This window comes from Streptomyces celluloflavus (genome assembly GCA_000720995.1).
GTDB lineage: Bacteria > Actinomycetota > Actinomycetes > Streptomycetales > Streptomycetaceae > Streptomyces > Streptomyces celluloflavus.
Map to the genome: position 1 here is coordinate 41359 of JOEL01000047.1, position 9203 is coordinate 50561.

5 protein-coding genes and 1 pseudogene are annotated in these 9203 nt (G+C 71.1%); 3 read left to right on the forward strand and 3 right to left on the reverse strand.

Annotated features, from left to right (window positions below):
* Positions 1-113 precede the first annotated feature (113 nt).
* Positions 114-1043 carry an ABC transporter permease gene (locus IH09_RS29600; protein WP_052860591.1) on the forward strand — a complete coding sequence of 310 codons (930 nt, stop codon included), beginning with the start codon at positions 114-116 and terminating at the stop codon, positions 1041-1043.
* Between the two features lie 85 nt (positions 1044-1128).
* Positions 1129-1863 (forward strand): ATP-binding cassette domain-containing protein, encoded by a 735-nt coding sequence (locus tag IH09_RS29605; protein WP_052860597.1) that lies wholly within the window; start codon positions 1129-1131, stop codon positions 1861-1863.
* A 109-nt stretch (positions 1864-1972) separates the two neighbouring features.
* Here IH09_RS29605 and IH09_RS29610 read toward each other — a convergent pair whose 3' ends face one another.
* From IH09_RS29610 to IH09_RS29620, 3 genes are all read right to left on the reverse strand, one after another.
* Positions 1973-6934 (reverse strand): NAD-glutamate dehydrogenase, encoded by a 4962-nt coding sequence (locus tag IH09_RS29610; RefSeq protein ID WP_052860592.1) that lies wholly within the window; start codon positions 6932-6934, stop codon positions 1973-1975.
* 398 nt (positions 6935-7332) lie between these two features.
* Positions 7333-7995 (reverse strand): HAD family hydrolase, encoded by a 663-nt coding sequence (locus tag IH09_RS29615; RefSeq protein ID WP_052860593.1) that lies wholly within the window; start codon positions 7993-7995, stop codon positions 7333-7335.
* Between the two features lie 148 nt (positions 7996-8143).
* Positions 8144-8650 (reverse strand): DUF6912 family protein, encoded by a 507-nt coding sequence (locus IH09_RS29620; protein ID WP_052860594.1) that lies wholly within the window; start codon positions 8648-8650, stop codon positions 8144-8146.
* A 290-nt stretch (positions 8651-8940) separates the two neighbouring features.
* On the opposite strand from IH09_RS29620, the pseudogene IH09_RS40315 reads away from it, so the two are divergent.
* Positions 8941-9203 (forward strand): annotated as a pseudogene (locus tag IH09_RS40315) (choice-of-anchor A family protein); the annotation flags it as partial.

Below are 9203 nucleotides of genomic sequence, written 5' to 3' on the forward strand. Positions count from 1 at the left end.
TACGGTTGCGTTTCGACCTTGCCTCGCCCTACTGTCGGCGTCACGACGATACGGACCCGTTCCGTCGTAATGCGTCTCACGCCCCTGACGTCGTCACGTACGAAGGCGGCCCCATGCCCCAGACCCTCGCTCCCCCGGCCCCGGCCCCCGCACGGGCCCCGGCCCCCGGCGCCGCCCCCGATCCGGAGCTGCGCGCGCTGGCCGAACGCCACGGCCTGGCGGTGAGCGGCGCCCGCCCGCCGCTGCCCGAATACACCCGCCGGCTCTGGGCCCGCCGGCACTTCATCGCCGCGTTCGCCACCGCCCGGCTCACCTCGATGTACACCACCGCCCGGCTCGGCCAGCTCTGGCAGGTGATGACCCCGCTGCTCAACGCGGGCGTCTACTACTTGATCTTCGGCCTGCTGCTGCACACCAGCCGCGGCGTCCCGAACTTCATCCCATTCCTGTGCACCGGCATCTTCGTCTTCACCTTCACCCAGTCCACGGTGCTGGCCGGCACCCGCGCCATCTCCGGCAACCTCGGCCTGGTCCGCGCGCTGCACTTCCCCCGCGCCTGCCTGCCGATCGCCTACACCCTCATCCAGCTCCAGCAGCTGCTCTTCTCGATGGGCGTGCTCGCCGCCATCGTGCTGCTCTGCGGGGTGCCGCTGACCTGGCACTGGTTGCTGATGATCCCGGCTTTGCTGCTCCAGTCCGTCTTCAACACCGGGCTCGCGATGGTGCTGGCCAGGATCGGCGCGCGGTCCGCCGACACCGCCCAGCTGATGCCGTTCGTCCTGCGTACCTGGATGTACGCCTCGGGCGTCTTCTACAACATCTCGGTCTTCACCCAGCACGCGCCCCACCTGGTCGCGGTCGCCCTGAACGCCAACCCCGCGCTGATCTACATCGATCTGATGCGGTACGCCCTGATCGACACCGTGCGGGCCGGCACCCTGCCGGCGCACGTCTGGCCGATGGCCCTGGGCTGGGCACTGCTGTCCGGCGCCGTCGGATACGTCTTCTTCTGGAAGGCGGAGGAGGAGTACGGCCGTGGCTGACACCGACACCCGCACCGGGCACCTCGCCCCGGCACCCGCCGCCGGTCCGTACCCCGCGGGCGGCGGGTCCGGCGCCCCCACCGTCATCGCCGACGATGTGCACATCGTCTACAAGGTGCACGGCGCGGGCAGCGGCCGGGGCAGCGCCGTCTCCGCGCTGAGCCGGCTCGCCCGCCGCACCGCGGCCGCCGGTACCCGCGAGGTGCATGCCGTCAGGGGCGTCACCTTCGTCGCCCGCAAGGGCGAGGCGATCGGCCTGATCGGCTCCAACGGGTCCGGGAAATCCACCCTGCTGCGCGCCGTCGCCGGTCTGCTGCCGCCCGCGAGCGGCCGGGTCTACACCCACGGCCAGCCCTCACTGCTGGGCGTCAACGCCGCGCTGATGAACGACCTGACGGGCGAGAAGAACGTCGTCCTCGGCGGTCTGGCGATGGGCCTGAGCCGCGAAGAGGTCCGCGAGCGCTACCAGGACATCGTCGACTTCTCCGGTATCGACGAGAAGGGCGACTTCATCTCGCTGCCGATGCGCACCTACTCCTCCGGTATGGCGGCCCGCCTGCGCTTCTCCATCGGCGCCGCCAGGAACCACGACGTGCTGCTGATCGACGAGGCACTGGCCACCGGCGACCGCGCCTTCCAGCGCCGCTCCGAGGAGCGCATCCGCGAACTGCGCGAGGAGGCCGGCACCGTCTTCCTCGTCAGCCACAACAACAACTCCATCCGCGACACCTGCGACCGCGTGCTGTGGCTGGAGAAGGGCGAACTGCTGATGGACGGCCCGACCGAGGAAGTCCTCGCGGCGTACGAGGACTTCCGCTAGAAGCCCGCTGGCCCGCACCCGGTACGGGCGCCGCGTCCGTATACGGCGGACGGCCCCGGAGCAGGAGCTCCGGGGCCGTCCGCCGTTCATTCCGCGCGCCGGCCGACCGTCAGCTGTGCGTCCGCAGCAGCGTCCGCATCGTGCGCATGGCGACCGAGAGGTTCGCCAGGTCGAAGCCCTCCGACCCGTAGATCTCCTCCAGCGTGGCGCGGGCGCGGCCGAGGATCGCCGCGTTCTTCTCCTCCCACGCCTTGAACCGCTGCTCGGGCGTCGCGGAGCCGTTGCCCACCGACAGCACGTCCGAGGTCAGCGCCGCATGGGCCGCGAAGAGGTCCTCACGGATCGAGGCGCGGGCCATCGACTGCCAGCGGTCATTGCGCGGCAGCTCCAGGATGCGGTCCAGGAGCTGGTTGATCCGCAGCCGGTCGCCCAGGTCGTAGTAGACCTCGGCGACATCCAGCGGCTCCTTGCCGGTGCGGTCCGCGACGGCGACGATGTCCAGCGCCGGGAAGACCGACGAGAAACCGGCCACCCGCACGGCCAGTTCCTCGGGCACGCCCGCGGCGGTCAGCTCCGCCAGAATCGTCTGGTACCACTCCTGGTCACGGCCCTGGAGCAGCTTCGGCACCTGCGCCCAGACGTCGGCGACCCGCGCGGTGAAGAAGTCGATGGTCTCCGACAGCGCCAGCGGCTGCGGGCGGTTGTTGAGCAGCCAGCGGGTGCCGCGCTCCACCAGCCGGCGGCTGTGCAGCCGGATACGGGTCTGGACATCGGCCGCGACGACGTTGTCCAGCGCCTCGACCGCGTCCCACACGTCGCCCAGCGCGAAGATGGCCCGCGCCGCGGTGTGCGCCCGCACGACCTCTTCCAGGGACGCGCCGGTCTCCTCCCGCATCCGGTGCAGGAAGCTCGTACCGCCGCTGTTGACGGTGTCGTTGACCAGCACCGTCGTGACGATCTCGCGGCGCAGCGCATGGGTGTCCACCTGCTCGGCGAACCGCTCGCGCAGCGCCGAGGGGAAGTAGGCGTGCAGCAGGTGCTGGAGGTACGGATCGTCCGGCAGCCCGGTCTTGATCAGCGCGTCGGCGACCGTGATCTTGGTGTATGCCAGGAGCACCGCCGTCTCCGGCTGGGTCAGCCCGCGGCCGGCGGTCAGCCGCTCACGGATCTGCCGCTCGGTGGGCAGGAACTCCAGCGCCCGGTCGAGGCGGCCGTCACGCACCAGGCGGCGCATGAAGCGCTGCTGGGCGTAGAGCATGCTCGCCGACTGGGCCTGCGCCAGCGCCAGCGCGGTGTTCTGCGCGTAGTTGTTGCGCAGCACCAGCGCGCCGACCTCGTCGGTCATCTCGGCGAGCAGCGTGTTGCGCTGCTTGACCGTCATATCGCCGTTGGTGACGACCGCGTTGAGCAGGATCTTGATGTTCACCTCGTGGTCGGAGGTGTCCACACCGGCGCTGTTGTCGATCGCGTCGGTGTTGATCTTCCCGCCGGCGGCGGCGAACTCGATCCGGCCCAGCTGGGTGCAGCCGAGGTTGCCGCCCTCGCCGACGATCTTGGTCCGCAGGTCCTCGCCGTTGACCCGGATCGCGTCGTTCGACTTGTCGCCCACATCGGCGTTGGACTCCGCCGAGGACTTCACGTACGTACCGATGCCGCCGTTCCACAGCAGGTCCACCGGCGCCTTGAGGATGGCCTGCATCAGATCGGCCGGCGTCATCTTCTTCACACCGGCGTCGATGCCGAGGACGGCCCGCACCTGCGCGTTGATCGGGATGGACTTGGCCGTCCTGGGGTGGACGCCGCCGCCCTGCGAGAGCAGGCCGGTGTCGTAGTCGGCCCAGGAGGAACGGGGCAGCTCGAAGAGCCGGCGGCGCTCGGCGTAGGAGACCGCGGCGTCCGGCGACGGGTCGAGGAAGATGTGCCGGTGGTCGAAGGCGGCGACCAGGCGGGTGTGCTCGCTCAGCAGCATGCCGTTGCCGAAGACGTCACCGGACATGTCGCCGACGCCGACCGCGGTGAAGTCCTCGCGCTGGCAGTCGTGGCCCAGCTCGCGGAAGTGCCGCTTGACCGACTCCCAGGCACCCCGGGCGGTGATGCCCATGCCCTTGTGGTCGTATCCGGCGCTGCCGCCGGACGCGAAGGCGTCACCGAGCCAGAAGCCGTACGACTCGGCGACCTCGTTGGCGATGTCGGAGAACGTCGCGGTGCCCTTGTCGGCGGCGACGACCAGGTACGTGTCGTCCACGTCGTGCCGGACGACGCCCTGCGAGTGCACGACCTCGCCGCCCACGAGGTTGTCGGTGATGTCGAGCAGACCGGAGATGAAGGTCTTGTAGCTGGCGATGCCCTCGGCCAGCCACGCGTCCCGGTCCACCGCCGGGTCCGGCAGCTGCTTGCCGACGAAGCCGCCCTTGGCGCCGACCGGCACGATGACGGTGTTCTTGACCATCTGCGCCTTGACCAGGCCGAGGACCTCGGTACGGAAGTCCTCCCGGCGGTCGGACCAGCGCAGACCACCGCGGGCGACCTTGCCGAACCGCAGGTGGACGCCCTCGACCCGCGGGGAGTACACCCAGATCTCGTACGCCGGGCGGGGCGCGGGCAGGTCGGGGATGGCCTGCGGGTCGAGCTTGAGGGACAGGTAGGGGTGCGGGCGGCCCGCACTGTCCTTCTGGTAGTGGTTCGTGCGCAGCGTCGCCTTGATGACGGTGAGGAAGGAGCGCAGGATGCGGTCCTCGTCCAGCGAGGCGACCTGGTCGAGCGCGCCGTCCAGCTCCTCCAGCAGCCCGTCGGTCAGCTCCGTACCGGCCCGCTGCCGCTCCGGGGACATCCGCGCCTCGAAGAGGGAGACCAGCAGCCGGGTGGTGTGGACGTTGTTGGAGAGGGTGTCCTCCATGTACGCCTGGCTGAAGGTCGCACCGGCCTGCCGCAGGTACTTGGCGTACGCCCGCAGCACCATCACCTGGCGCCAGTCGAGCCCGGCCCGCAGCACCAGCGTGTTGAAGTTGTCGCTCTCGGCCGCGCCGGTCCACACCGCGCTGAACGCGTCCTGGAAGCGCTCGCGGGCGTCGTCACCGTTGACGCGGTCGGGCATCCGCAGCCCGAAGTCGTAGATCCACGCGAGGGTGGAGTCGGCGCAGCGCAGCTCGTGCGGGCGCTCGTCGACGACCTCGACGCCCAGGCGGTTCAGGCCCGGCAGCACCCGGGACAGCGAGACCGGCTCGCCCCGGCGGTAGATCTTGAAGCGGCGCTCGTTGGGGCCCGCGCCGACCGGCTCGTAGAGGCTGACCGCGAAGTCCTCCCCCGGGGTGAGGGTGAGCTTCTCCAGGTGCTGGAGGTCGGCGACGGCGCTGCGCGGGGAGTTGTCGGCCTTGTAGCCCTCGGGGAAGGCGTGGCCGTAGCGGCGCAGCAGCTCCGCGGCGCGCTCCTCGCCGACCTCGGCGGTCAGCGCCTCGGCGAAGCCGTCGGCCCAGGAGCGGGCTGCCTCCACCAGGCGGCCCTCGATGCGCTCCACATCGGCGTCGGTGAGGTCCGGGAGGGTCGTACCGGGCGCGACCCGGACGACGAAGTGCAGCCGGGAGAGGATCGACTCGGTGTTCCAGGCCGTGAAGTCGACGCTGGTGCCGGAGAGCTCCTCCTTGAGGATGTCGATCAGCCGCAGCCGGACAGCGGTGGTGTAGCGGTCGCGCGGGAGGTAGACCAGCGCGGAGTAGTAGCGGCCGTACTCGTCCTGGCGGAGGTACAGGCGCAGCCGGCGGCGCTCCTGGAGGTAGAGCACGCTGGTGGCGATGGCGCGCAGTTCGCCGACCGGGGTCTGGAACAGCTCGTCGCGCGGGTAGGTCTCCAGGATCTGCATCAGGTCGCGGCCGTCGTGGCTGTTGGGGGTGAACCCCGCGCCTTCGAGGACCTCGGCGACCTTGCGGCGGATGACCGGGACGCGGCGTACGGACTCGGTGTACGCGGCGGAGGAGAACAGCCCCAGGAAGCGGCGCTCGCCGATGACGTTGCCGTCGGCGTCGAACTTCTTGACCCCGACGTAGTCGAGGTAGGAGGGGCGGTGGACGGTGGCGCGGCTGTTGGCCTTGGTCAGGATGAGCAGCTTGTGCTCACGGGCCTTGGCACGGGCGTCCGCGGGCAGCCGGTTGAAGGACGGCGAGACGGGGTGGCCGTCGTCGGCCTCGGTGTGCGAGGGGTCGGCGCGCAGGATGCCCAGGCCGGTGCCGGGCACGGCGGTCAGCGCGTCCTCCTCGACGCCGCCCTCACCGGGCGCGGAGGTCAGCGCGTACTCGCGGTAGCCGAGGAAGGTGAAGTGGTCGGCGGCCAGCCACCGCAGCAGCTCCCGGGCCTCGTCGATCTCCTGGTCGCGCAGGTCGTCGGCGGTGGGCTCGGCGGGCAGCTCGTCGGCGATGCGCAGGGCGGCGCCGCGCATCTTCTCCCAGTCCTCGACGGCCTCGCGGACGTCGGACAGCACCCGCAGCAGATCGGCGGTGATCTGCTTGAGGTCCGCGCGGTCGGTCTCGCGGTCGATCTCGACGTGGATCCAGGATTCGCGGACCGCGTCGTGCGGCAGCTTCGCGGCCTTGCCCTTGCCGGTGCGGCTGTGCGCGTCACCGTGGGAGTCGAGGACCTCGATGAGCTTGCCGGTGACATCCCGGCGGACGGTCACCTGCGGGTGGATCACGACGTGGATGCCGCGCCCCTGCCGCGAGAGCTCGTTGGTGACCGAGTCGACCAGGAAGGGCATGTCGTCGGTGACGACCTCGACGACGGAGTGGCTGGACGTCCAGCCGTTCTCCTCGACGGTCGGGGTGTGCACCCGGACGTTCGCGGTGCCCTGCGGACGATTCTCGGCGAGGCGGTAGTGGGAGAGCGCGGCGCCGAAGACATCCACCGGGTCACGGCCCGCGAGGTCCTCCGGGGCGGTGTGCAGGTAGTAGCGCTGGAGGTATCCCGTAAGGGTCTCCTGGTCGAGACCTCGTCCCGGGGTCTGACCCCCGGCCGGGTTGCTTTCAACGACCCGGGCGGCCCTGGCGAGCAGCTCGGTCTTGGCTTCGTCCAGCTTGGTCTGCATGTCCTCTGGCTCCTGTCGCGCGCCGTTGCGTGACGTTGTGGAAGAACTCCGTGGAAGCTGCACAACGCCGCCGTGACGCGAGGTGTCCGGTCGGTGCCGACGCTATGCCGCGCTGAGAGATGGCCGTGCCGATATCGACTCTTTTTGACAAAGACGACATGCACTCTTGGCCGCGAAGATCAGCCATCGCCCGGTCACTGTGGTGCCCCGGGCGCACGGCAGGGGCCTCGACGCCCCCGCGAGTTATCGCGCTGATCACGCTGCAAGGCTATCGCTCCTCGCACGGATGCCGTCATGAGCCGTGTGTGTACAAAACCACACCCGGAACTTGGCCGCTCCGGACAACACTTCCCAGGTCCGCGCGCATGAGCGCGAGGACACACGGGGTGCGCACGCCGCTACGTGGCGAGATCGCCCGCCACCTCGACCGCCTCCGCGAGGCTGTCCACCACCGGCACCCCGGCGGCCGCCAGGCTGTCGCGACTGTGCGAGCCCCCGGTGTAGAGCACCGCGTGCGCGCCCGCGTGCAGCGCGGCCACCGCGTCGTCCACCGCGTCGCCGATCACGACCGTACGCCCCGGATCCACGCTCTCCAGCGCGGCCAGATGACGGACCATCTGTGCGCTCTTGGTGCCCCCGGACGGCCCGGTCCGGCCGTCCACCCGCACGAAGCGCGACTCGATCCCGAAGCCGCGCACCAGGGGTATCAGTTCGTCGTGGCCGTACATGCTGAGGATCGACTGGCTGCGGCCGCCCGCCTGCCACCGGGCCAGCAGCCCGTCCGCCCCCGTGGCGAGCCCGCAGCCCACCCGGTGCGCGGTGTAGTGGCGGTGGAACGCCTCGTCCATCACCAGCCACTCGGCGTCCGTCGGCAGCCGCCCCATCAGCCGCTCGTAGAACCGCGGCACGGGCACGCAGTACAGCTCGCGGTACCGCTCCAGCGTGAGGGGGTCCATACCGATCTCCGCGAAGGCGGAGTTGGTCGCCCCGATGACGGCGTCGACGTCGTCGAAGAGCGTGCCGTTCCAGTCCCAGACGATATGTGCGGCGTGCTTCGCCATGCGGTTCCCCGTACCTTTCCCCCGGTGCGTCCCCATGCAGAAAAAGGTACTCGCCCCCACTGACAACGCGGCGCAGCGGACCCGCCCCGGCCGACCGGCCGGCCGAGTGACCGGCGTCCGACCGGCAGCCTGCTTGCCTGCCCGCCGCTCAGCCGATCAGGTGCGGAATCTCCTGCACGCCGAACCACATCAGGTCGTGGTCCGCCGCGCCGTCCACCGTGAACTGCGCGTCGTCGTCGCTCTGGTCCGCCGCGCCCAGCGCCGCCGCGGCCGCCGCGACATCCGCCTCCGCGTCCGCGGCGTCCACATGCACCGCCGCGGCCTTCGCCAGCGGCACCGGCCCGGCGACCCGCACCTCGCCCAGCGACGCGGGGTCCAGCCCCCGGTCCGGGTCCGCGACCGCCGCCCCGTCCGGCACGTCCAGCGCCACCACGACCCGGCGCCGCGCGGCCTGCGGGTTCCCGGCGAGCAGTCGCAGCGAGGACTGGGCCGCGCGGTTCAGCGCTGCGTACTCCAGCTCCTCGATGTCGTCCGAGACGTACCACTCGCGCAGCGCGGGCGTGACGGCGTACGCGTCCACGGGACCGGGCCCCAGCTCACCGCTCTTGTACGCCGCTGCGAGACCGGGCAGGGTCAGGGGGACATAGACGCGCATGGCTGCCGCTTTCGATCAGTTCGCTCGACTCCGGGAAATGCCCAGTCAGCATACGGGCGTGCGTCCCCCATCGTGGCGTCCGCACGCCCTCCGCGCCGCCCGTCCCGGGAGCCCGCTCCGACCCCGTTCCGAGGCCGTCTGCCGGGCCCGTGACACGGACAGGTGAACTCCACGCACCCCGCGCCACCGGCCCGCCGCGCCTTGCCGCCGTCCCGCCCCCGCCGATAGAGATCTCCCACCAAAGCTACCGCCCGGTAATACCCGGGCCCGGCAGAACGGGGGCACTCACCATGACCGGCACCACCACCGTCCCGACCCTCACCACCGCACCTGCGCCCACGCCCACAGCTCCCGGCATCCGACCCACCACACCCCCCATCGAACCCACGCCCCTGGAGCCGGCACCGACGCACGCACCCACGCCCACGCCCACAGCCATCCGCCCCACTACCCCGCCCGCCGAGCCCCCGGCCCCGGAGCCCACACCCACCGTCCCGCACCAGCGTCAGGCCCCCGGCCGCCTCCGCACCGACAGCCCCACGGTCCCCACCCC

Bases quoted from the DNA above. Each gene is read 5' to 3' on its own strand.
- IH09_RS29610 (WP_052860592.1), bottom strand. From the start codon at position 6,934: ATGCAGACCAAGCTGGACGAAGCCAAGACCGAGCTGCTCGCCAGGGCC.
- IH09_RS29620 (WP_052860594.1), bottom strand. From the start codon at position 8,650: ATGCGCGTCTATGTCCCCCTGACCCTGCCCGGTCTCGCAGCGGCGTAC.
- IH09_RS29615 (WP_052860593.1), bottom strand. From the start codon at position 7,995: ATGGCGAAGCACGCCGCACATATCGTCTGGGACTGGAACGGCACGCTC.
- IH09_RS29600 (WP_052860591.1), top strand. From the start codon at position 114: ATGCCCCAGACCCTCGCTCCCCCGGCCCCGGCCCCCGCACGGGCCCCG.